The organism is Rossellomorea sp. RS05, from assembly GCF_039822645.1.
GTDB classification, from domain to species: Bacteria; Bacillota; Bacilli; order Bacillales; family Bacillaceae_B; genus Rossellomorea; species Rossellomorea marisflavi_B.
The window spans coordinates 1-18,328 of the sequence record NZ_JBDKWY010000013.1; the positions used below are offsets into that span (position 1 = coordinate 1).

The window sequence follows — 18,328 nt, forward strand, 5'->3', positions numbered from 1 at the left end:
AGGCGGGTCGGTCTGACCCGACATGCATAAGACGAGAACCCGGAAAGGCGCTCTTGGCCTTTTTGGGTTCTTGCCTTATGACCTCGAGCCTCAAGCCCCCGGAGCTAGACACCACGAAAACCGCAGGCGGGTCGCTCTGACCCGACAAGCATAAGCCAAGAACCCGGAAAGGCGGTCTTGGCCTTTTTGGGTTCTTGGCTTATGACCTCGAGGGTCAACCCGCCGGAGCTAGACATCACGAAAAGCGGAGGCGGGTCGGTCTGACCCGACATGCATAAGACGAGAACCCGGAAAGGCGCTCTTGGCCTTTTTGGGTTCTTGCCTTATGACCTCGAGCCTCAAGCCCCCGGAGCTAGACATCACGAAAAGCGGAGGGGACTCGCTCTGAGGAGACAAGCAAACGACAAGGAAGGAGATGCTGATCAAAACGAAGGCTCTTCCTCCACAACAAAAAGACCCGATCCCCAGAAGGAGTACGGGTCCCTGCACTATTCCTTTTTATCCGGTGCCTCGGCAAGATAATCCATGATCCCTTCATAAACCGATGCAGCGATCTTTTCCTGGTAGTCCTTCTTGAGAAGATTCGCCCGCTCTCCCGGGTTTGATAGGAAGCCAATTTCCACGAGGGCGCCTGGTTTCTTGGCGTGCTTCAGGATATAGACATTCTGGAGCCCCTTCGCTTCCCTTGTCGTGTTCTCCAGGTTTCGTATCAGTTCTTTTTGGATGGCTTTGGCGAATGCCTCGTTTTCCTTGAACTTCGGGTTGTAGAACGTTTGTGCCCCGCTCCACTGGGCAGACGGAATTGAGTTCAGGTGCACGCTCAGATACAGGTCGGCCTCGGAGTCATTGATACGCCTCAAGCGTTCATGAAGGTCTTCGACTTTCCTCCTGCTGTATCCCTTCGTATCTTCATCTGCCAGATCTACGTCTTCTTCCCTGGTCATGATCACAAGGGCTCCCTGCTCCTGGAGATAGTCCCTGATCATGATGGAGACATCAAGGGCGATATCCTTCTCAAGGGCGTTCTTGTCCCCTGCACCACCGTCAGGACCACCGTGACCGGGATCGATATAGATCACCTTACCGGATAAGGGGAGATTCCAAGACCCCCACGTGTCCTTATCCAGGATCTTGTATTGAATAACAAACAGCACCGCTGCCAGCGCAGCGATCATCCCGATGACTTTGAGCTTTTGACGCATGATCGTCCTCCTGTCCCATTTGCCTTATTAAAAAATATGGGACAAGAAAGACATTTAGAACCCTTTTAGTGAAGCCGGAGCTTAAGACGCTTCATCCCCTGCCCATATCCTTCCTCCCACCATGTGTCGACAAAATGCTCACAGGAGTGGTAGAAGGACTCATCCACAGGCTGGGTGACACCGACTTCGGCCCAGTAGAGCCAGAAGTTATACAGCGTATCGATGAAGTGCTTGAGTTCTGTATGGCAGCGCTGCTTCACGCGCTCTTCCCCTTCACCTTCATGACCGAACTTGCTGACTTTCCCTCCGAGCAGGTAGGCCTCGATTGCCACATCGAAACAGGCTTCATCAAAGCCCTCCTGCATGAAGGTGCCGCCTTGTATCTTTATATAACCGAAATGTTTTCTGACGCTCTCCTGAAGCATCTTGATGGAGATGCCACGTAGGAGGGTCCGTTCGGATTTGATTTCTCTTTCGCGTTGTTTCGTTGTAAAAGTCGTGATGACGTTCAACACTAATCCACCCCTTTGACCCTATTCTCCTTCTCGGGAGACCGGTTCATTCGAGGAACTGTTACCAAGGGAGATTTTTGAAGGCGGCCCTGTCATAAAGTCGTCTCGCCAGGGCAAAATGAAAAAAGACCCAACCAAAAAGGTCGGGTCTTCCATGAAAAAATTAACGTTTTGAGAATTGTGGCGCGCGACGTGCACCTTTAAGACCGTATTTTTTATGCTCATTCAAAAGTAGAATTAATTATCTTTATCCGGAAATAAATAAACTCCTTTAAATCATCACCTTATCCTGGGACCAATTTCCCCAAAAGGTATTCTTGGTATTATGCATTTTACGGAAATTACATGCCCATGCGCCCTGATGAACTTTGATCGATAACCCTTAAACGTATTTTTAAAACGTTTGAAACCTTTTTGTGATAAATGTGGATTCTTTTATCTCCAAAACGCTCCTCAGATAATTGAAATATACAGCAAGGTCGTTGACCGACTATGGTTTGATTTAATTAGTATGAAGTTTCAATTCCTCCAGATTGCTTATAGTAATTCTTGGCTGTATAGTTTGGCCATTCCCAAAAGTTTGAACCCTGTGACACCACAAACCGATCTAAAAACAATTCCAGATTCGAATGTAAGGGTTCCGGTTTTAGCAATGTCCCAGAAATATACAAATAGTCTGGATCATCTCGTTCAAGAGCTGTTCGACTTATTAATAGATTATTTTCAAACACATACCCTATTGGAATATAATCAGACAATGATTTAAGGGCATCGTGTGTCTTCTTTATTTCCTCTAAAGAGTATATTTGCAATCCACCACCAATATTAATCGAGCCCAGTAACATTTCATACATTTTGGCTCCGTTGTGTTTAGATAGAAATTGTTGAACATCTTCAGGTAAAATCCATCCTTTTTCATCTTGAAAGTCCTTCAGCTCTTTACCTGCAATAGGGGGATTAAATGAACAATGAACTGTGTGAATTTCCCCTTGCTCAGCTACAATCTCCATATTCCCTTTTTCATCAAGTCGTTTCTTTAGAGCTTGCAACGTCTTTTTGAGTATCATTGAAACTCCCCCTATTTTCATTTTAGTAGCTTGCCCACCATGGAGATACCGATTGCTGGTGAATGGTTCGCGGTAATGGATACAGATTAGAGAAACTGTTTCCTCCCCCGTACTCTCTTGGATGACGTGGTGTATGTCTACTCCAGACCAATCCCAGTTCGGATTCCCATACGAATCAATATACGAAGCAATATATTGTCCTCGAAGTGTATTGTTCCAAGGTGCGCGTTTTTCTAATGGAACGACGGCCATATCAGCTCTTGTCGGAGTGGGCATATACTGACCGCTATGGTTATTTTTAATCACAGGATAGAAAGTTGCTTTTTTATTTGCTAATACAGGACCTGCTTTTCCGCTTTCCGTTTTAGGATAAGACCCCAACCAACCTACGGATGTGACACTTTATGTCATCCAGAAATTCGTTGACTTTACGGTGTACGTCTTGGAATATGACTTGCCTATATAAATTTGTGATCCTGTCCATTCTACATCAAAACCGGTTACTTTGCTGTACGCGCCTTCAAGTGTTTTACTTCTAAATAAATCGTATCCGGCAATAACAATGACAGGGGGCTTACCAATGATTTTGGTGATGGTTACTTTTTGGTCATTCAGACGTTCAAACCACGATGGATATTTACACTCATGTGACCGATGAAGCTACGGAGAAAACAACGGAGATGTTCCAGCAATACATGGATTTTTAGCTAAAGGTATTCAAGGGGTATTCAATACCCTATTCAGACACAAAAATACCCTCCTTGCCCAGTAAGAGCAAAGAGGGTACGTGTTGATATACCAAGTATATTAACGTTTTGAGAATTGTGGCGCGCGACGTGCACCTTTAAGACCGTATTTTTTACGTTCTTTCATACGGGAGTCACGAGTCAATAGACCAGCGCGTTTTAGAGAACCACGGTACTCAGGGTCAACTTGAAGCAAAGCACGAGCGATACCGTGACGGATAGCTCCAGCTTGGCCAGTGTAACCTCCACCATGTACGTTTACGAGTACATCGTAGTTACCAAGAGTTTCTGTAGCAACTAGAGGTTGCTTGATTACTTCGCGTAGTGCTGCGAATGGGATGTATACTTCTACTTCACGATCGTTGATGATGATGTTTCCGTTACCTGGTACCAAACGTACGCGAGCTACTGAGCTCTTACGACGACCAGTTCCATAATATTGAACTTGAGCCAAGATAATAACCTCCTCTTTTTAATTATCCACGAAGTTCGTAAACTTCAGGTTGTTGTGCTTGGTGCGGATGCTCCGCTCCAGCGTATACGTGCAATTTCTTGAACATTTGACGACCAAGTGAACCTTTAGGAAGCATTCCTTTGATTGTTAGTTCAAGCATTTTTTCTGAGTAGTTTGTACGCATTTCCAATGCAGTACGTTGTTTCAAACCACCTGGGTGTAGGCTGTGACGGTAGTAGATCTTGTCAGTAAGCTTTTTACCAGTCAATTCGATTTTAGAAGCGTTCAAGATGATCACGTGATCACCAGTGTCAACATGTGGTGTGAATGTTGGTTTGTGTTTACCGCGTAGAATAGAAGCAACTTCACTAGCCAAACGACCAAGAGTTTTGCCTTCTGCATCTACAACGAGCCATTTACGTTCGATTTCAGTGGCTTTAGCCATATACGTTGTACGCATGATTTATCCTCCTATTACTCAATCCGTAGTATTTATTCTTAAATCACAATAAGTTTCCGGGGCTTATCGTGGGGTTAATAACATACCATATGCTATATTATCTTGTTCCCAGAAGAATGTCAAGGGTATGTTACACCAGGATTAGTTGTTTTAGTTTTTTATTTTTGATTTGTGGTGCTTTCCTGATTACAAGGGAATGATCCATTCGTATCATCCCCTGCCATTCCGTCTCCGTAGCACACCTTCCACAGATATAAGCCGTGTGCAGGTGCCGTTTTCCCTGCTGCGTCCCGGTCCTTTGCAGCAAGGGTGTCGGGGATGCTGTCAGGTCTCCGTTTGCCGGATCCGACTTCCAGCAAGGTCCCCGTCAGGATCCTCACCATATTATAAAGGAACCCATTCCCCCTGAAGGACAGGACAAGCTCGTTGCCGGTCTCTTCCAAGGTGATGGCATGGATGGTCCTGATCTTATCTTCCACTTCGGTCTTGGCCGAACAGAAGCTTGTGAAGTCATGCTCACCGAGAAGGTGGGCAGCGGCTTCCTCCATCACCCCGACGTCAAGCGGATAAGGGTAATGCAGGGCGAAGTTCCGATGAAACGGACTTCTCTCTGTCCCTTTATAGATCCTATAGCGGTATTCCTTCTCCTTCACGGAGAAACGCGAGTGGAAGTCACTTGAGACGACCTCTGCCTGCAGAATGGTCATTTCGTCCGGTATCCGCGTATTGAGGACGACCGGCCATTTCTCTTCGGGTATGGAGAGCGGGGTGTCAAAATGAAACACTTGCCCCTGTGCGTGGACCCCGGCATCCGTCCGGCCAGAGGCCGTCACCCGGATCGAAGCCCCCTTATGGATGGCACCGAGGACCCGTTCAAGCTCCCCTTGGACCGTCCGTTGACCGGGCTGTACCTGATATCCGTGAAAACCGGTCCCATCATACGCCAGTAAGCATTTAATCCGTTGCATGAGTCATTCCCCCTGTCATCCCCTGAACACGATCAGGAGTCCCGTGAGGACCAGCAGGACGATGATGACCATCGTATCCCTGCCCTTCCAGGAAAGGAGCCGGTATTTCGTCCGGCCCTCCCCTCCCTGATAGCCCCTTGCTTCCATGGCGGTGGCCAAGTCTTCCGCACGCTTGAAGGCACTTACGAATAGTGGGATCAGCAGCGGGACGATGGCCTGTAGCCTGTCCTTGATCGGTCCTGAGGTAAACTCTGCCCCCCGGGCGATCTGAGCCTTCATGATCTTATCCGTCTCTTCCATCAGGGTCGGGATGAACCTTAGGGAGATGGACATCATGAGGGCCAGCTCGTGTACGGGAAACTTGATCTTACGAAGCGGATTCAACAGCGTCTCGAGTCCGTCCGTAATCGTGATCGGTGATGTCGTCAGCGTGAGCAAGGATGTGATCAAGATAAGGTAAAAGAACCGTAAACTGATGAAGATCCCTTGTCTCAGGCCTTCTTCATGGATAGCGAACCATTTCAGATCCACGAGCACATCTCCTTCTTTGGTAAAGAAGATATGCAGCAAGAAGGTAAACAGGATGATCCATAGGATCGGCTTCAATCCGCCCAGGATGAAACGGATCGGCAATCTCGATAGGAAGAGTGCACCGAGTGTGAAGATACCAAGGATTCCATATGTCAGCGCGTTATTCGCCAGGAAGACGATACAGATGAACCCGAAAATAAACAGGAGTTTAGCCCGGGGATCTGCCCGGTGAAGAACGGATTGACCGGGAACGTAACGTCCGATGATCATCTTTTCCATCATGGCCGTCCACCTCCTGACACAGAAATGGCATCTGCCAGCTCTTCGATGGTCAGGCACGTCCGGCCGAGGGATCTCCCTGAGGCCTTTTCGTATTCGTACTGGAAGCGAACGACGTCCGGCACATCCAAGCCCATTTCAAACAGTTCTTCCGCTTGGGAGAAGATCTTCCTTGGAGCGCCTTGCTTCTTTAACCGGCCTTTTTGCATGATGACGATCTCATCGGCATATCGAGCTGCATCCTCCATGCTGTGGGTGACCAGGATCGTCGTGAGACCCTTTTCTTTGTGAAGCTCATAGAACATGTCCATGATCTCTTTTTGCCCCCGCGGGTCCAGGCCTGCCGTCGGCTCATCCAGGACGATGACTTCAGGGTCCATGGCAAGGACGCCGGCGATGGCGACACGGCGCATTTGACCGCCGGAAAGATCAAACGGTGACTTTTCTAAAACCTCTTCCGTCAAACCGACCTTGACGATCAGTTCCCTTGCACGTGATTCCGCCACTTCCCGGCTGATGCCGAAATTCATCGGGCCATAGCAGATGTCCTTCAAGACCGTTTCTTCAAAGAGCTGATGCTCCGGGAATTGAAAGACGATCCCTACCTTTTGGCGGACGGCTTTAAGGCTTTTTGACTTTTGTTTTGCATGGATTGTATGAGACCCCATGGTCACGGTGCCTTCCGTGGGCTTCAACAACCCGTTCAGGTGTTGCAGGAGCGTGGATTTCCCAGAGCCCGTATGTCCGATGACGGATAGGAATCGTCCGGTCGGGATCTCCAGGTTGATGTCCTCGAGCGCCAACTTTTCGAATGGAGTATTGAATGAATACCGGTACTCTACATGTTTAAATGTGATCTGCATAGTTCATTCACCAACTCTTCTTCTGTTAAGTATGTTTTGGATAATGGAATTCCCCGTTCCTTCAATGCACCGGCAAGCTTGATTGTAAACGGTGAATCTAGACCCAGTCCCGTCAGTTCGTCTTCAAGCTTGAAGATCTCTTCCGGGGTTCCCTCTTTGAACACGGTTCCCTGGTTCAGTACGATGATCCGATCGGCCCTTGATGCTTCTTCAAGATCGTGGGTGATGGAGATGACCGTCAGCTCCTCTTCTTCCTTCAGCTTTCGGACCACCTCTAGTACCTCTTTTCGTCCTTTGGGATCGAGCATGGAAGTGGCTTCGTCCAGGATAATGATGGATGGCTGCAGTGCAATGACACCTGCAATGGCTACCCGTTGCTTCTGTCCACCCGATAGATGGTGCGGCTCTTGAGCAAGAAAATCACCCATATGGACGTTCTTCAGTGCTTCCCTCACTCGTTTCACCATCACATCATGAGGCACACCATGGTTTTCCAACCCAAAAGCCACATCATCCTCAACTGTCGCACCGACAAATTGATTGTCAGGGTTTTGAAATACCATCCCCAGCTTGGCGCGGATCTCCCATATCGTTTCTTCCTGAAGACGTGTGCCGTCCACTGTTACGACTCCTTCATTCGGAAAATGAAGACCGTTCAGCATTTTGGCAAGGGTGGATTTCCCTGATCCATTATGCCCGACGATCGCCAGCCATTCCCCCCGGTTGACAGAGAGGTTGATACCCTTCAGCGCTTCATTCCCTTCATCGGAATATCGGAAGCGGACATTCTCTACGTTGATGATCTTATCCAATCCTACTCTACCTCCTCTACACTACTCTCATCTCAGCTTATCAAAAAATGCCCATATACAAAAAAAAGCCTGCACCCCGTCCAAAGAAAAGAAGTCTTTTCTTGTTCAATCCATTGAACAGCTTCTATGCCTATAGAAGTTGGAAGGGGTGCACGAGCTAGACGAGTCAGCCTGAGCTGCTCATCGTAACGCTCTGCTTTTCATCGACATGCACTTATACAAAAAGGGCAAAGAACAGTTAAGGATTAACTGTCCCGCCCTTAATGTTAGTCGTCACGAATTATTAAACTAATTCGATGATTGCCATTGGAGCACCGTCACCGCGACGAGGACCAACCTTCATGATGCGTGTATATCCACCTTGGCGCTCTGTGTAGCGTGGAGCGATGTCAGCGAACAACTTTTGAAGAGCATCTTGGTTAGTTTCAGCGTTAGCAACTTCTTTACGAATGTATGCACCTGCTTGGCGACGAGCATGAAGATCACCGCGTTTACCTAGAGTGATCATTTTCTCCACAACCGAACGAAGTTCTTTCGCACGAGTTTCAGTTGTTTCGATGCGCTCGTTGATGATTAGGTCTGTAGCTAAATCACGTAGCATTGCTTTACGTTGAGCACTTGTACGTCCTAACTTTCTGTAAGCCATTAAGGGTTCCCTCCTTTGTTGAGTCTATCTATAGAAAGAAGTTGATCAGTCGTCTTTACGCAATCCAAGTCCAAGGTCTTCAAGTTTAACTTTGACCTCTTCAAGGGATTTACGTCCAAGATTCCGTACTTTCATCATATCTTCTTCAGTTTTGTTAGCAAGTTCTTGCACAGTGTTGATTCCAGCACGCTTCAAGCAGTTGTAAGAGCGAACGGAAAGATCCAATTCTTCGATAGTCATCTCAAGAACTTTCTCTTTTTGATCCTCTTCTTTTTCAACCATGATTTCAGCGTTCTGCGCCTCATCTGTAAGGCCAACGAAAATATTAAGATGTTCTGTCAGAATCTTAGCTCCCAAAGAAATAGCTTCCTTAGGTCCAATACTTCCATCAGTCCATACATCAAGGGAAAGTTTATCGTAGTTGGTCATTTGACCGACACGCGTATTCTCCACCTGATAGTTAACGCGAGATACTGGAGTGTAAATAGAATCGATTGGGATCACGCCAATTGGAAGATCTTCACGCTTGTTTTGATCTGCAGGTCGGTAACCACGTCCGCGAGCTGCGCTTAGACGCACACGGAAATGACCACTTTTCGATAATGTCGCGATGTGTAAATCGGGGTTTAACACTTCAACATCACTATCGTGAGTAATATCAGCAGCCGTAACGACGCCTTCACCCTGCACATCAATTTCCAACGTCTTCTCTTCATCAGAGTAGATCTTCAACGCCAGCTTTTTGATATTCAAAATGATGGATGTTACATCCTCTACGACGCCTTCAATTGTTGAAAACTCATGCAGTACTCCATCTATTTGAATAGATGTGACAGCGGCACCTGGGAGTGACGATAGTAGGATACGACGTAAGGAGTTACCCAAAGTTGTACCATATCCACGCTCAAGTGGTTCTACGACGAACTTTCCATATGTGGCATCATCGCTGATCTCAACCGTTTCAATTTTTGGCTTTTCAATTTCGATCATTAATATTTACCCTCCTTCAAAACGTCGAACTCCGGTCTAAAGTCCGAAATTCCCCTTGTTTACGTTCCCTATTGTGCACCAACAACTGGTTACTTTTCTGAACATTTTGTATCATAACCCATTATAGACAACGATACAAAATTTATACAGAGAAATTAAACGCGGCGACGTTTTGGCGGACGGCATCCATTATGAGGAACTGGAGTGACGTCTCTTATTGCAGTAACTTCAAGACCTGCAGCTTGAAGCGCACGGATTGCAGCTTCACGACCAGCACCAGGACCTTTAACTGTTACTTCGAGAGTTTTCAAACCGTGTTCCTGAGAAGCTTTAGCAGCTGTTTCAGCAGCCATTTGTGCTGCGAATGGTGTAGATTTACGAGATCCTCTGAATCCTAGTGAACCTGCACTTGACCATGCAACAGCGTTTCCGTGAACATCAGTAATAGTTACGATTGTGTTATTGAATGTAGAACGGATGTGAGCAATACCAGCTTCGATATTCTTTTTCACACGACGTTTACGAGTGTTTTGTTTACGTGCCATACTAAGAAGTAACCTCCTTTACCTATTATTTTTTCTTGTTAGCTACAGTTTTACGAGGACCTTTACGTGTACGTGCATTGTTCTTCGTATGTTGACCACGAACAGGTAGTCCACGACGGTGACGAAGACCGCGATAAGAACCGATTTCCATCAGACGTTTGATGTTGAGTGAGATTTCACGACGAAGGTCACCCTCAACTTTCAATTTGTCGACGATATCACGGATTTTACCAAGTTCGTCCTCAGTAAGATCGCGAACGCGAGTATCTTCTGATACACCGGCTTCAGCCAAGATTTTAGCAGCAGTGTTTTTACCAATTCCATAGATGTATGTTAATGAAATGACAACACGTTTGTCACGTGGAATGTCTACACCAGCAATACGTGCCATAGTGATTCGCACCTCCTTTAAGTTTAGCCTTGTTTTTGTTTGTGTTTAGGGTTTTCACAGATAACCATGACTTTTCCTTTTCTGCGGATGACTTTGCATTTTTCGCAGATAGGTTTTACAGATGGTCTGACTTTCATCTTATTCTAACCTCCTTGATAGTACGGAGTGCAATAGATTATTTGTAACGATAAGTGATTCTACCTTTAGTCAAGTCATATGGTGAAAGTTCGACAGTCACCTTATCACCAGGCAGGATACGGATGAAGTGCATACGGATCTTCCCTGATACATGAGCATGAATGGTATGACCATTTTCTAATTCTACTTTAAAAGTAGCATTCGGCAAAGTTTCTAGTACTTTACCTTCAACTTCAATTACATCATCTTTTGCCATTGAACGCGTCTCCCTTCTTCTCGCTTATTTCTTCTACAAACTTCGAAACTGCATGGCGCAGTTTACCGTTCGTCACTCTGCCTGTTTCCATCATACTGTTATGAACTTCTGGAGAAACATGGTCACACATTTGAAGATGCCGGATGTTCTTCCGTTTTGGGCGGTCGAACCTTCTTTTATCTCCATCTGCGATGAGTACAAAACGTTCATCCAATTGCTGAACAACGATCGAGTAGCTTCCACGTTCATTTCCAGTAAGGACCTGAACGATTTGGCCGATCCTCGGTATCGTTGATTCTGACTCGATCAATCCAATCACCTTCACTCAGGCTTTCGTCAAAATCTCATAGCCTTCTTCAGTAATTGCAATGGTGTGTTCAAAGTGCGCACACATTTTATCATCAACTGTGACAACAGTCCAGTTATCCGAAAGTGTCTTCACATATCGGCTTCCTGCGTTTACCATCGGTTCAATTGCCAGTACCATGCCAGGCTTCAGACGCGGACCTTTGTTTGGCGGTCCATAATGAGGGATTTGCGGGTCCTCATGTAAGTCTTGACCAACACCGTGTCCCACATACTCACGAACGATTGAAAAGCCATTGGCCTCCACAAAAGTTTGTATACTATGAGAGATATTCGACAAACGTTCGCCTGGCTTCGCCTCTTTCAGTCCCAGAAAAAGTGATTCCTCTGTTACATCGAGAAGCTTTTGAGTTTCATCATCTATTGTCCCAACAGGATAAGTCCAAGCTGAATCCCCATGATAGCCTTGATATTTCGCCCCGATATCGAGACTGATAATATCGCCATTCTTAAGGACGCGATCCCCTGGAATCCCGTGAACAAGTTCATTATTCACTGAGGCACAGATGCTGCCACGAAACCCATTATACCCTTTAAAAGATGGAATTGCATCATGTTTACGAATGAATTTCTCAGCGATTGCATCCAATTCCTTCGTCGATATTCCCGGAGAAATATGCTTTTGCAATTCCGCATGAGTCAAAGCCACGATCTTGCCAGCATGGCGCATGATCTCAATCTCCCTCGGAGTTTTGCAGATGATCATTATGAAAGGCCTCCGAGAAGTTCATCGATGTCAGCAAACACCAGATTGATGTCTTGTTGACCGTTGATATTCTTGAGATACCCTTTATCTTCGTAGTATGAAAGCAGTGGTTGAGTTTGCTTGATGTTGACGTCAAGACGGTTTTGAACCGTTTCTTCGTTATCATCGGCACGTTGGTAGAGTTCGCCTCCACAGCGTGTGCAAACACCTTCTTCTTTCGGTGGATTAAAGACAAGATGATACGTAGCGCCGCACTCTCTGCAGATCCTGCGACCTGTCAAACGCTCCATCAGGATGTCTTTATCTACGTCGATGTTAATGACATAATTCATTTTTTTACCAAGATCAGCTAGGATGTTCTCAAGTGCTTCTGCTTGAGCAACCGTTCTAGGAAACCCGTCCAGTAAGAAGCCCTTATTGCAGTCCTCTTTGCTTAAACGTTCACCGACGATGCCGATCGTTACCTCATCAGGTACCAAATCACCATTGTCCATGAAAGATTTAGCCTTCAAACCTAGCTCTGTGCCTCCCTTGATGGCTGCACGGAACATGTCACCGGTAGAAATATGGGGGATACCATACTTTTCTACGATCTTTTCAGCTTGAGTGCCTTTTCCTGCACCTGGTAAGCCCATTAGAACTATATTCACTCGAACTCCCCCTAATTGTCTATAAAACGGCTTCAGGAACAAAATGTTCCCGAAAACCCTCTTATTTGATGAATCCTTTGTAGTGACGCTTCACAAGCTGAGATTCCAGTTGTTTCATCGTCTCAAGCGCAACACCTACTACGATGAGTAAGCTTGTTCCACCGATTTGAGCCGACTGCGGCAATCCTGCAAAATTAATGAAGAATACCGGTAAAACTGCAATGATGGCAAGGAAGGCGGCACCTACAATTGTTAGACGATACAGAACGCGAGTGAGATATTCCTGTGTGTTCTTCCCTGGTCTGATACCCGGGATGTAACCACCCTGCTTCTTCAAGTTCTCGGACATTTGCTCCGGATTGACTTGAATGAAAGCATAGAAATACGTAAATGCGACGATCAACGCCACATAAATGATCATTCCGACTGGTTTCGTATAATCAAAGATGTATTGAATCGTATCTGTCACATTGTTGTTTCCAAAGAAGGATGAGATCGTCTGTGGAGTGATGATAAAGGAAATCGCGAAGATTACCGGAATAACACCCGCAGCATTCACCTTCAATGGGATATGCGTTGACTGTCCACCAACCGGACTACGCCCCACTAAACGTTTTGCATATTGAATCGGAATTTTACGAAGTGCTTGTTGAATGAACACTACTCCAACTACGATTGCAATGACTGCCAAAACAAGAAGTGCAAGAACCACAATGCGAAGGAAGAGCTGTTCACCAGCACCTTCGATTTGTTGTGCATAGATTTGGTTTACAGTGTTCGGGATGGCTGCGACGATACCTGCAAAGATCAGGATCGAAATACCATTTCCAACACCTTTAGCCGTGATTTGTTCACCCAACCACATAAGAAAAGCCGTACCGGCCGTCAATACTAACGCAATAAGAAGGTACGTACTTGGTCCCGGGCTTTGAATGAGCATCCCACCATAGATTCTATTGAAGCCATAGGACATACCGAAAGCTTGAATAAAACCTAAGATGATGGTGAAATATCGTGTGAACTGGGCTAATTTACGACGACCCACTTCGCCTTGCTTCGACCATTCCGTAAACTTCGGAACAACATCCATTTGCAGGAGCTGTACGATGATGGAAGCCGTGATATACGGCATGATCCCCATCGCGAAGATCGAGAAGTTCTGAAGTGCACCGCCACCAAATGTATTCAGGAATCCTAGAAGCCCCGCCTGGTCTTGCATTTTCAATACTTCAGCGTCTACGTTTGGTACCGGGATAAAGGTACCAAGACGAAAGACAATTAACATTAGAAGGGTGAAGATAATTTTATTTCTTATATCACCCACGCGCATAAAATTGGAGACAGTTCGAAACATTAGATCACCTCGGTTGTACCGCCAGCAGCTTCGATAGCTTCTTTAGCAGTGGTTGAGAATTTAGTTGCTTTAACAGTAAGCTTTTTCTCGATTGAACCTTTACCAAGAATCTTGATTCCTGCTTTTTCGTTACTTACCACACCAGTTTCAACTAGTAGGGCTGGAGTAACTTCTGTACCATCTTCGAAGCGATTTAATGCGTCAAGGTTGACGATTGCATACTCTTTACGATTGATGTTCGTGAATCCACGTTTAGGAAGACGTTGGAATAATGGAGTTTGACCACCTTCGAAGCCAGGACGAGTTCCACCGCCTGAACGGGCGTTTTGTCCTTTATGACCTTTACCAGATGTCTTACCATTACCTGAACCAATACCACGTCCTACACGGTTACGGACTTTACGAGAACCTTCTGCAGATTGTAATTCATGTAATTTCATGTCGGCACCTCCTTCTTTATAAACGTTAGGAATTATTTTTCAGTTACAGTCACAAGGTGAGAAACCTTGTTGATCATGCCGCGGATTGCAGCATTATCTTGTTGCTCGACTGTTTGATGCATTTTGCGAAGTCCCAAAGCTTCAACAGTTTTACGTTGATCTTGAGGACGGCCAATGATGCTGCGAGTGAGGGTAATTTCTAGTTTATTAGCCATCGTTATCCCTCCCTTAACCTAAGATCTCTTCTACTGATTTACCACGTAGTTTTGCTACGTCTTCAGCACGCTTAAGTTGTGTAAGACCTTGGATTGTTGCGCGAACCATGTTGATTGGAGTGTTAGATCCCAATGACTTAGAAAGGATATCTTGAACACCAGCCAACTCCAGTACCGCACGGACAGGTCCACCAGCGATGATTCCAGTACCGGCAGAAGCTGGCTTGATCAGGATTTGTCCTGCGCCAAACTGACCAGTAACTTGGTGAGGTGTAGTTCCACCTACCATAGGAACTTCGATTAGATTTTTCTTCGCATCTTCAATCGCTTTACGGATTGCATCTGGTACCTCTTGCGCTTTACCAGTTCCGAAGCCAACATGGCCGTTTTTGTCACCTACTACTACTAGAGCAGCAAAGCGGAAACGACGTCCACCTTTAACAACTTTCGCAACACGATTGATTGTAACTACGCGTTCTTCAAATTCGAGTTTGCTTGAATCAATACGACTCATCTGGATTGTCCCTCCTTTTTATTAAAATTCTAGGCCGTTTTCACGAGCTGCTTCAGCCAAAGCTTTAACGCGGCCATGGTATAGATATCCACCACGGTCGAATACCACTGATTTAAGGCCTTTTTCTACAGCTTTTTTCGCAACTAGTTCTCCAACTTTCGCTGCTGCTTCAACAGTTGCAGTTGCTTCAGTTCCGAAATCTTTATCTTGAGAAGATGCACTCACTAGAGTTACACCATTAGTATCATCGATAAGTTGAGCGTAGATATTTTTATTAGAACGGAAAACGTTCAGACGAGGACGAGTTTCAGTTCCAGTAATTTTTGAACGGACACGGGCATGTCTTTTCTTACGTGTTTTGTTCTTATCTGGCTTAGTAATCACCTACGGTCACTCCTTTCTTTAGCCTACGCGGCATTATTTACCTGTTTTACCTTCTTTACGACGAACATATTCGCCTTCGTAGCGAATACCTTTTCCTTTGTAAGGCTCAGGAGAACGTACTGCACGGATGTTAGCAGCTAATGCGCCAACGCGTTCTTTGTCGATTCCTTTGATGGAAATCTTAGTGTTTGCTGGTACTTCGATCTCGATGCCTTGTTCTGGTTCGATCTCAACTGGGTGAGAGTAACCAACGTTAAGCACAAGTTTCGTACCTTGTTTTTGAGCACGGTAACCAACACCGACTAGCTCTAGGTTGCGTTGGAATCCTTTAGAGACTCCTTCAACCATGTTCGCGATCAAAGCACGAGTTGTACCGTGAAGCGCGCGGTGTTCTTTAGCATCAGAAGGACGGGTAACTGTAGCAGTTGTCCCTTCTACTTCTACTTTAATATCTGAATTGAATGTACGAGAAAGTTCCCCTTTAGGTCCTTTTACAGTGACGAGATTGTTCTCAGCTACTGTAATTGTAACATCAGATGGAATTTCGATTGGTAGTTTACCTACACGTGACATCCTGTTGCACCTCCATTCGTTTAAAAAATATTACCAAACGTAAGCTAGTACTTCTCCGCCAACTTGTTTAGCGCGGGCTTCTTTGTCAGTCAAGACACCTTGAGAAGTTGATACAAGCGCGATACCCAGTCCGTTAAGAACTTTAGGTACTTCTGTAGATTTTGCATATACACGTAAACCAGGTTTAGAGATACGCTTCAATCCAGTGATTACACGTTCGTTGTTGCTTCCGTATTTCAAGAAGATACGGATAAGACCTTGTTTGTTGTCTTCCACGTATTCTACATCACGTACGAAACCTTCACGTTTAAGGATTTCAGCGATTTCTTTCTTGATGTTAGAAGCAGGAACTTCTAGTCTTTCGTGACGAACCATGTTCGCATTACGGATGCGAGTAAGCAAATCTGCAATTGGATCTGTCATTGTCATAATAATTTACCTCCTTCCCAATATAGGGTTTTACCAACTAGCTTTCTTAACGCCAGGAATCTGACCCTTGTATGCAAGTTCACGGAAACAAATACGGCAAAGCTTGAATTTACGGATGACTGAATGAGGACGTCCGCAACGCTCACAACGTGTGTACGCTTGAACATTATGCTTTGGAGTACGTTTTTGTTTCGCAATCATTGATTTTTTAGCCACGATTTCGCCTCCCTTACTTTTGGAATGGCATTCCGATTTGTGTCAATAATTCACGAGCTTCTTCGTCTGTGTTTGCAGTAGTTACGATAACGATATCCATACCGCGTACTTTAGACACTTTATCATAATCGATCTCAGGGAAAATCAATTGCTCTTTAACTCCAAGAGTGTAGTTACCGCGACCGTCGAATGCTTTTTTAGAAACACCACGGAAGTCACGTACACGTGGAAGTGAAACAGAAATCAATTTGTCTAGGAATTGGTACATGCGCTCGCCGCGAAGAGTTACTTTCGCACCGATTGGCATACCTTCACGAAGACGGAAACCTGCGATTGATTTTTTAGCTTTAGTTACAACTGGTTTTTGACCAGTGATTTGCATCAACTCATCAACTGCTACGTCAAGAGATTTTGAGTTTTGTACAGCATCGCCGACACCCATGTTGACAACGATTTTCTCAACTTTAGGCACTTCCATTACTGATTTGTAATTGAATTTGCTTACTAAAGCCGGGCTGATTTCTTTTTGGAATTTTTCTTTTAGGCGGTTCATACAGAATACCTCCCTTCTTAGTTATCTTTATCGTTGTTAAGTGGAAGAACTTCACCTGATTTTTTTGCAACACGTACTTTTTTGCCGTCTTCTGTTTTGTAGCCTACACGAGTCGGTTCGTTCGTCTTAGGATCCAAGATCATAACGTTCGATACGTGAACAGAAGCTTCCTGACTGATGATTCCACCTTGTGGGTTCATCTGTGAAGGTTTCGCGTGTTTTTTCACAACGTTGATTCCTTCAACCAGTACACGGTCTTTTTTAGGGAATGCAGCAAGAACAACACCTGTTTTGCCTTTGTCTTTCCCGGTAATAACCATTACTTTATCGCCTTTTTTTACATGCATTTCATCGCACCTCCTTGAATGGCCCAATGGTAATCTATTAAAGAACTTCTGGAGCTAGAGAAACAATTTTCATGAAGTTGCTGTCGCGTAGTTCACGGGCAACTGGTCCGAAGATACGAGTACCACGTGGTCCTTTGTCGTCACGGATGATCACACATGCGTTCTCATCGAACTTGATGTATGTTCCATCTTGACGGCGCACACCAGACTTAGTACGTACGACAACTGCTTTAACTACTTCACCTTTTTTAACAACGCCACCTGGTGTTGCTTGTTTTACTGTACACACGATAACATCACCGATGTTAGCCGTTTTGCGTCCAGATCCACCAAGCACTTTAATGGTTAGCACTTCACGTGCACCAGAGTTGTCAGCAACTTTCAAACGTGATTCTTGTTGAATCATGTAGGTAACCTCCCTTCGGAATAAAAACTATCCGAACTGTATTAGATAATAACTGCTTTCTCAACAACTTCTACTAAACGGAAACGTTTTGTAGCAGATAGTGGGCGAGTCTCCATGATGCGTACGATGTCGCCGATTTTTGCTTCGTTGTTCTCATCATGAGTTTTGAACTTCTTAGAGTACTTTACGCGCTTGCCGTATAGAGAATGCTTTTTGTAAGTTTCTACCATAACCGTTACTGTTTTGTCCATTTTATCGGAAACAACACGGCCAGTGTAAACCTTACGTTGGTTGCGGTCACTCATTTAAGCAAAC

Annotated in this window: 31 protein-coding genes; all 31 read right to left on the bottom strand. The window is 45.3% G+C overall.

Translation table 11 applies throughout. The features are described 5' to 3' along the window. Positions 1 to 488 precede the first annotated feature (488 nt). The 31 genes from cwlD to rpsQ all read right to left on the bottom strand — a co-directional run bounded on the left by cwlD (position 489) and on the right by rpsQ (position 18,318). Entirely contained in the window at positions 489 to 1,202 is a 714-nt protein-coding gene (gene cwlD, locus ABJ225_RS20855) for an N-acetylmuramoyl-L-alanine amidase CwlD (protein ID WP_056541805.1), read from the bottom strand. A 65-nt stretch (positions 1,203 to 1,267) separates the two neighbouring features. After that, positions 1,268 to 1,714, bottom strand: a complete 447-nt coding sequence (locus ABJ225_RS20860) for a DUF2521 family protein (protein ID WP_148986174.1) — start codon at positions 1,712 to 1,714, stop codon at positions 1,268 to 1,270. 163 nt (positions 1,715 to 1,877) lie between these two features. Then, a complete protein-coding gene (gene rpsI / locus ABJ225_RS22425) occupies positions 1,878 to 1,943 on the bottom strand; it encodes a 30S ribosomal protein S9 (protein WP_481900645.1) in 66 nt (21 codons plus the stop codon). Positions 1,944 to 2,220: 277 nt separating this feature from the next. Further along, positions 2,221 to 3,162 (bottom strand): SMI1/KNR4 family protein, encoded by a 942-nt coding sequence (locus ABJ225_RS20865; RefSeq protein WP_238283402.1) that lies wholly within the window; start codon positions 3,160 to 3,162, stop codon positions 2,221 to 2,223. A 426-nt stretch (positions 3,163 to 3,588) separates the two neighbouring features. Then, the gene (gene rpsI, locus ABJ225_RS20870; RefSeq protein ID WP_048007637.1) at positions 3,589 to 3,981 is read right to left on the bottom strand and encodes a 30S ribosomal protein S9; all 393 of its coding nucleotides are present in this window, start codon (positions 3,979 to 3,981) and stop codon (positions 3,589 to 3,591) included. Positions 3,982 to 4,003: 22 nt separating this feature from the next. After that, entirely contained in the window at positions 4,004 to 4,441 is a 438-nt protein-coding gene (rplM, locus tag ABJ225_RS20875) for a 50S ribosomal protein L13 (RefSeq protein ID WP_048007636.1), read from the bottom strand. Positions 4,442 to 4,599: 158 nt separating this feature from the next. Then, the gene (truA, locus tag ABJ225_RS20880; RefSeq protein WP_148986172.1) at positions 4,600 to 5,409 is read right to left on the bottom strand and encodes a tRNA pseudouridine(38-40) synthase TruA; all 810 of its coding nucleotides are present in this window, start codon (positions 5,407 to 5,409) and stop codon (positions 4,600 to 4,602) included. A 15-nt stretch (positions 5,410 to 5,424) separates the two neighbouring features. Beyond that, positions 5,425 to 6,222, bottom strand: coding sequence for an energy-coupling factor transporter transmembrane component T family protein (locus ABJ225_RS20885; RefSeq protein WP_056541801.1), 798 nt, complete (start codon positions 6,220 to 6,222; stop codon positions 5,425 to 5,427). Further along, positions 6,219 to 7,082, bottom strand: a complete 864-nt coding sequence (locus tag ABJ225_RS20890) for an energy-coupling factor ABC transporter ATP-binding protein (RefSeq protein WP_347321528.1) — start codon at positions 7,080 to 7,082, stop codon at positions 6,219 to 6,221. Before ABJ225_RS20890 ends, ABJ225_RS20885 begins: the two co-directional genes overlap by 4 nt. Further along, entirely contained in the window at positions 7,058 to 7,894 is an 837-nt protein-coding gene (locus ABJ225_RS20895) for an energy-coupling factor ABC transporter ATP-binding protein (protein WP_053429944.1), read from the bottom strand. Before ABJ225_RS20895 ends, ABJ225_RS20890 begins: the two co-directional genes overlap by 25 nt. Before the next feature lie 283 nt (positions 7,895 to 8,177). After that, positions 8,178 to 8,540 (bottom strand): 50S ribosomal protein L17, encoded by a 363-nt coding sequence (gene rplQ / locus ABJ225_RS20900; RefSeq protein WP_048007632.1) that lies wholly within the window; start codon positions 8,538 to 8,540, stop codon positions 8,178 to 8,180. A gap of 45 nt (positions 8,541 to 8,585) precedes the next feature. Then, positions 8,586 to 9,530, bottom strand: coding sequence for a DNA-directed RNA polymerase subunit alpha (locus tag ABJ225_RS20905; RefSeq protein WP_048007631.1), 945 nt, complete (start codon positions 9,528 to 9,530; stop codon positions 8,586 to 8,588). Between the two features lie 155 nt (positions 9,531 to 9,685). After that, complete coding sequence (rpsK, locus tag ABJ225_RS20910) at positions 9,686 to 10,075, bottom strand: 30S ribosomal protein S11 (RefSeq protein ID WP_048007630.1); 390 nt, start codon at positions 10,073 to 10,075, stop codon at positions 9,686 to 9,688. 25 nt (positions 10,076 to 10,100) lie between these two features. Continuing rightward, a complete protein-coding gene (rpsM, locus tag ABJ225_RS20915) occupies positions 10,101 to 10,466 on the bottom strand; it encodes a 30S ribosomal protein S13 (protein WP_048007629.1) in 366 nt (121 codons plus the stop codon). Positions 10,467 to 10,489: 23 nt separating this feature from the next. Next, entirely contained in the window at positions 10,490 to 10,603 is a 114-nt protein-coding gene (rpmJ, locus tag ABJ225_RS20920; RefSeq protein WP_003156543.1) for a 50S ribosomal protein L36, read from the bottom strand. Between the two features lie 38 nt (positions 10,604 to 10,641). Further along, the gene (infA, locus tag ABJ225_RS20925; protein ID WP_048007628.1) at positions 10,642 to 10,860 is read right to left on the bottom strand and encodes a translation initiation factor IF-1; all 219 of its coding nucleotides are present in this window, start codon (positions 10,858 to 10,860) and stop codon (positions 10,642 to 10,644) included. After that, positions 10,847 to 11,170 carry a KOW domain-containing RNA-binding protein gene (locus ABJ225_RS20930; RefSeq protein WP_218247767.1) on the bottom strand — a complete coding sequence of 108 codons (324 nt, stop codon included), beginning with the start codon at positions 11,168 to 11,170 and terminating at the stop codon, positions 10,847 to 10,849. Before ABJ225_RS20930 ends, infA begins: the two co-directional genes overlap by 14 nt. 15 nt (positions 11,171 to 11,185) lie before the next feature. After that, positions 11,186 to 11,932, bottom strand: a complete 747-nt coding sequence (gene map, locus ABJ225_RS20935) for a type I methionyl aminopeptidase (RefSeq protein WP_053429945.1) — start codon at positions 11,930 to 11,932, stop codon at positions 11,186 to 11,188. After that, the gene (locus ABJ225_RS20940; RefSeq protein WP_056541791.1) at positions 11,932 to 12,582 is read right to left on the bottom strand and encodes an adenylate kinase; all 651 of its coding nucleotides are present in this window, start codon (positions 12,580 to 12,582) and stop codon (positions 11,932 to 11,934) included. The genes map and ABJ225_RS20940 overlap by 1 nt, the downstream gene beginning before the upstream one ends. Before the next feature lie 61 nt (positions 12,583 to 12,643). After that, positions 12,644 to 13,936 carry a preprotein translocase subunit SecY gene (gene secY, locus ABJ225_RS20945; RefSeq protein ID WP_048007625.1) on the bottom strand — a complete coding sequence of 431 codons (1,293 nt, stop codon included), beginning with the start codon at positions 13,934 to 13,936 and terminating at the stop codon, positions 12,644 to 12,646. Further along, positions 13,936 to 14,376, bottom strand: a complete 441-nt coding sequence (rplO, locus tag ABJ225_RS20950) for a 50S ribosomal protein L15 (protein WP_048007624.1) — start codon at positions 14,374 to 14,376, stop codon at positions 13,936 to 13,938. The genes secY and rplO overlap by 1 nt, the downstream gene beginning before the upstream one ends. A 32-nt stretch (positions 14,377 to 14,408) precedes the next feature. After that, a complete protein-coding gene (rpmD, locus tag ABJ225_RS20955; RefSeq protein ID WP_048007623.1) occupies positions 14,409 to 14,591 on the bottom strand; it encodes a 50S ribosomal protein L30 in 183 nt (60 codons plus the stop codon). A 13-nt stretch (positions 14,592 to 14,604) separates the two neighbouring features. Next, complete coding sequence (gene rpsE / locus ABJ225_RS20960) at positions 14,605 to 15,105, bottom strand: 30S ribosomal protein S5 (RefSeq protein WP_048007622.1); 501 nt, start codon at positions 15,103 to 15,105, stop codon at positions 14,605 to 14,607. Positions 15,106 to 15,126: 21 nt separating this feature from the next. Then, the gene (gene rplR, locus ABJ225_RS20965; protein WP_048007621.1) at positions 15,127 to 15,489 is read right to left on the bottom strand and encodes a 50S ribosomal protein L18; all 363 of its coding nucleotides are present in this window, start codon (positions 15,487 to 15,489) and stop codon (positions 15,127 to 15,129) included. A 33-nt stretch (positions 15,490 to 15,522) separates the two neighbouring features. Next, positions 15,523 to 16,062 (bottom strand): 50S ribosomal protein L6, encoded by a 540-nt coding sequence (rplF, locus tag ABJ225_RS20970; protein ID WP_048007620.1) that lies wholly within the window; start codon positions 16,060 to 16,062, stop codon positions 15,523 to 15,525. A gap of 30 nt (positions 16,063 to 16,092) precedes the next feature. Next, entirely contained in the window at positions 16,093 to 16,491 is a 399-nt protein-coding gene (gene rpsH / locus ABJ225_RS20975) for a 30S ribosomal protein S8 (protein WP_048007619.1), read from the bottom strand. 30 nt (positions 16,492 to 16,521) lie between these two features. Further along, entirely contained in the window at positions 16,522 to 16,707 is a 186-nt protein-coding gene (locus tag ABJ225_RS20980) for a type Z 30S ribosomal protein S14 (RefSeq protein WP_010191505.1), read from the bottom strand. A 13-nt stretch (positions 16,708 to 16,720) separates the two neighbouring features. Beyond that, positions 16,721 to 17,260 (bottom strand): 50S ribosomal protein L5, encoded by a 540-nt coding sequence (rplE, locus tag ABJ225_RS20985; protein WP_048007618.1) that lies wholly within the window; start codon positions 17,258 to 17,260, stop codon positions 16,721 to 16,723. Between the two features lie 17 nt (positions 17,261 to 17,277). After that, a complete protein-coding gene (rplX, locus tag ABJ225_RS20990) occupies positions 17,278 to 17,607 on the bottom strand; it encodes a 50S ribosomal protein L24 (protein ID WP_048007617.1) in 330 nt (109 codons plus the stop codon). Between the two features lie 37 nt (positions 17,608 to 17,644). Then, the gene (gene rplN, locus ABJ225_RS20995; protein ID WP_053429947.1) at positions 17,645 to 18,013 is read right to left on the bottom strand and encodes a 50S ribosomal protein L14; all 369 of its coding nucleotides are present in this window, start codon (positions 18,011 to 18,013) and stop codon (positions 17,645 to 17,647) included. Between the two features lie 41 nt (positions 18,014 to 18,054). After that, a complete protein-coding gene (rpsQ, locus tag ABJ225_RS21000; RefSeq protein ID WP_053429948.1) occupies positions 18,055 to 18,318 on the bottom strand; it encodes a 30S ribosomal protein S17 in 264 nt (87 codons plus the stop codon). Positions 18,319 to 18,328: the final 10 nt, after the last annotated feature.

Excerpts from the sequence above, each read along its gene's own strand:
- rpmJ (WP_003156543.1), bottom strand. The coding sequence starts at position 10,603 with ATGAAAGTCAGACCATCTGTAAAACCTATCTGCGAAAAATGCAAAGTC.
- truA (WP_148986172.1), bottom strand. The coding sequence starts at position 5,409 with ATGCAACGGATTAAATGCTTACTGGCGTATGATGGGACCGGTTTTCAC.
- map (WP_053429945.1), bottom strand. The coding sequence starts at position 11,932 with ATGATCATCTGCAAAACTCCGAGGGAGATTGAGATCATGCGCCATGCT.
- ABJ225_RS20905 (WP_048007631.1), bottom strand. The coding sequence starts at position 9,530 with ATGATCGAAATTGAAAAGCCAAAAATTGAAACGGTTGAGATCAGCGAT.
- cwlD (WP_056541805.1), bottom strand. The coding sequence starts at position 1,202 with ATGCGTCAAAAGCTCAAAGTCATCGGGATGATCGCTGCGCTGGCAGCG.
- rpsK (WP_048007630.1), bottom strand. The coding sequence starts at position 10,075 with ATGGCACGTAAACAAAACACTCGTAAACGTCGTGTGAAAAAGAATATC.
- ABJ225_RS20885 (WP_056541801.1), bottom strand. The coding sequence starts at position 6,222 with ATGATGGAAAAGATGATCATCGGACGTTACGTTCCCGGTCAATCCGTT.
- rpsQ (WP_053429948.1), bottom strand. The coding sequence starts at position 18,318 with ATGAGTGACCGCAACCAACGTAAGGTTTACACTGGCCGTGTTGTTTCC.
- rpsE (WP_048007622.1), bottom strand. The coding sequence starts at position 15,105 with ATGAGTCGTATTGATTCAAGCAAACTCGAATTTGAAGAACGCGTAGTT.
- rplX (WP_048007617.1), bottom strand. The coding sequence starts at position 17,607 with ATGCATGTAAAAAAAGGCGATAAAGTAATGGTTATTACCGGGAAAGAC.
- rpsH (WP_048007619.1), bottom strand. The coding sequence starts at position 16,491 with ATGACAATGACAGATCCAATTGCAGATTTGCTTACTCGCATCCGTAAT.
- rplQ (WP_048007632.1), bottom strand. The coding sequence starts at position 8,540 with ATGGCTTACAGAAAGTTAGGACGTACAAGTGCTCAACGTAAAGCAATG.
- rplO (WP_048007624.1), bottom strand. The coding sequence starts at position 14,376 with ATGAAATTACATGAATTACAATCTGCAGAAGGTTCTCGTAAAGTCCGT.
- rplE (WP_048007618.1), bottom strand. The coding sequence starts at position 17,260 with ATGAACCGCCTAAAAGAAAAATTCCAAAAAGAAATCAGCCCGGCTTTA.
- rpmD (WP_048007623.1), bottom strand. The coding sequence starts at position 14,591 with ATGGCTAATAAACTAGAAATTACCCTCACTCGCAGCATCATTGGCCGT.
- rplN (WP_053429947.1), bottom strand. The coding sequence starts at position 18,013 with ATGATTCAACAAGAATCACGTTTGAAAGTTGCTGACAACTCTGGTGCA.
- rplM (WP_048007636.1), bottom strand. The coding sequence starts at position 4,441 with ATGCGTACAACGTATATGGCTAAAGCCACTGAAATCGAACGTAAATGG.
- rplF (WP_048007620.1), bottom strand. The coding sequence starts at position 16,062 with ATGTCACGTGTAGGTAAACTACCAATCGAAATTCCATCTGATGTTACA.
- ABJ225_RS20890 (WP_347321528.1), bottom strand. The coding sequence starts at position 7,082 with ATGCAGATCACATTTAAACATGTAGAGTACCGGTATTCATTCAATACT.
- rpsM (WP_048007629.1), bottom strand. The coding sequence starts at position 10,466 with ATGGCACGTATTGCTGGTGTAGACATTCCACGTGACAAACGTGTTGTC.
- secY (WP_048007625.1), bottom strand. The coding sequence starts at position 13,936 with ATGTTTCGAACTGTCTCCAATTTTATGCGCGTGGGTGATATAAGAAAT.
- infA (WP_048007628.1), bottom strand. The coding sequence starts at position 10,860 with ATGGCAAAAGATGATGTAATTGAAGTTGAAGGTAAAGTACTAGAAACT.